Raw genomic sequence first — 1,074 nt, forward strand, 5'->3', positions numbered from 1 at the left:
CCACCGCCACTCGGAGTCTTCCGTAGTGGACCGCCTGCGCCCCGCCCGGCCCGCGCGACGGGGGTTCGAAGGGTCCCGGGTTGGGAACCTTGCCTGCCGGGGCAGCGTGGGAGGGCCCGAGACGATCGGATGAGGACAGTGGGGCTGCGGTGGTAGGAGAAGCTGATCGCGCTACCGGTGTTGAGGTGAACCCGGTCGCCGGACACATCGGAGCGGAGATCACCGGCGTCGACCTGGCGGACGAGATCGATGACGCTGTGACCGCAGTGATCAGGGCGGCGCTGCTGCGGTGGAAGGTCGTCTTCTTCCGAGAACAGCGACTGGACCACGCCGGGCACGTGGCACTCGCCCGACGCTTCGGGCAGCCGATCGTCCTGCCCCGACGCGGCAGCGCATCCCCACCGGACGTGCCCGAGATCGAGACGACAGCCGATCGGCTGGAACTGTCCGGACGGTACGGCATGGACCGGGCGGAGTGGCTTCACCGGCGCAACGACAGCCTGCTGCACCCTTGGCACTCCGACTGGAGCAACCACATCGACCCGCCGGCCGCGACGATCCTGCGGGCCGAGACCGTCCCGCCTTACGGCGGTGACACCACCTGGGCCAACCTCGCAGCGGCCTACGCGGGACTGTCGGCACCCGTGCGCGACTTCGTGGACGGACTGCGGGCCGAACACCGACTCGGAGTCGGCTACCAGCCGCGGCCCGGCCATGACGCGTACGTCGAGCACCTGCTCGGTCATCAGATGGCCACGGCCCACCCGTTGGTACGCGTCATCCCGGAAACCGACGAACGCGTACTGTTCGTCAACGGTTTCTACGTCGAGCAGATCATCGGCCTCTCCCGCCCGGAGAGCCGGGCAGTCCTGGAGATGCTGCTGGAGCAGGCGGTCCGCCCCGAATACACGGTCCGGTTTCGCTGGGAGCCGGGCAGCGTCGCCTTCTGGGACAACCGAACCACTGTTCACATGGCCCCTCGTGACGCCGCGCACCTCGACTTCCCGCGGATCATGCACCGGGTGTTGATCGCCGGAGACGTGCCGACCGGTGTGGACGGCAAACCCTCAGAAC

The 1,074-nt window shown here is 68.6% G+C and carries 1 protein-coding gene; it reads left to right on the top strand.

Translation table 11 applies throughout. The features are described from left to right. Positions 1–149: 149 nt before the first annotated feature. The coding region (locus ACFQ87_RS40625; RefSeq protein ID WP_380615990.1) for a TauD/TfdA dioxygenase family protein at positions 150–1,074 on the top strand (925 nt) is incomplete at its 3' end.

The sequence above is a fragment of the Kitasatospora sp. NPDC056531 genome (assembly GCF_042794375.1).
Lineage (GTDB): Bacteria > Actinomycetota > Actinomycetes > Streptomycetales > Streptomycetaceae > Kitasatospora.